This window comes from Streptomyces chisholmiae (genome assembly GCF_031845445.1).
GTDB lineage: Bacteria > Actinomycetota > Actinomycetes > Streptomycetales > Streptomycetaceae > Streptomyces > Streptomyces chisholmiae.
On record NZ_JAVREO010000168.1, the window covers coordinates 1 to 459 of the forward strand.

Below are 459 nucleotides of genomic sequence, written 5' to 3' on the forward strand. Positions count from 1 at the left end.
GATCTGGGGTTCGGCCAGGCGGGCGAGGAGGTGCGGGCCGAGCCAGGGGCGGGTGCCGCGCAGGGCGAGCAGGCCGGGGTGGGCGGTCAGCAGCCGGTACAGGGCGGTGAACCGGGTCTCGGTCGCGGTGGCCCAGTCGGTGCCGGGTGGTACGTCGGGCAGCCGGGCGGCCAGGTGGTCGGTGCACAGGTCGAGCAGTCCGGCGAGGTCGGTGCAGCGGCGCTGGAGGGAGGCGAGGGAGATCTCCAGGCGGGCGGCCAGGGCGCGGAAGGTCAGCGCCTCGGGTCCGCCCTCGTCGATCAGGAGCAGGGCGGCCTCGGCGATACGGTCCGGGGTGGCGCGGTCGAGCGATGCGGAGCGTCGAGGCATGCGGGTCATCGTACGGTACGGCGTATCGGTGGCCGGATCGCGAGGCAGGCGCTGCCGGCCGGCGATCACGCCCGGCGTCGATCACATCAG

General features: G+C 74.9%; 1 protein-coding gene. It reads right to left on the reverse strand.

What is annotated here, in order from left to right; genetic code table 11:
* Positions 1-369: TetR/AcrR family transcriptional regulator (locus RM844_RS32620; protein WP_394814660.1), on the reverse strand; the 369-nt coding region annotated here is incomplete at its 3' end.
* Positions 370-459: the final 90 nt, after the last annotated feature.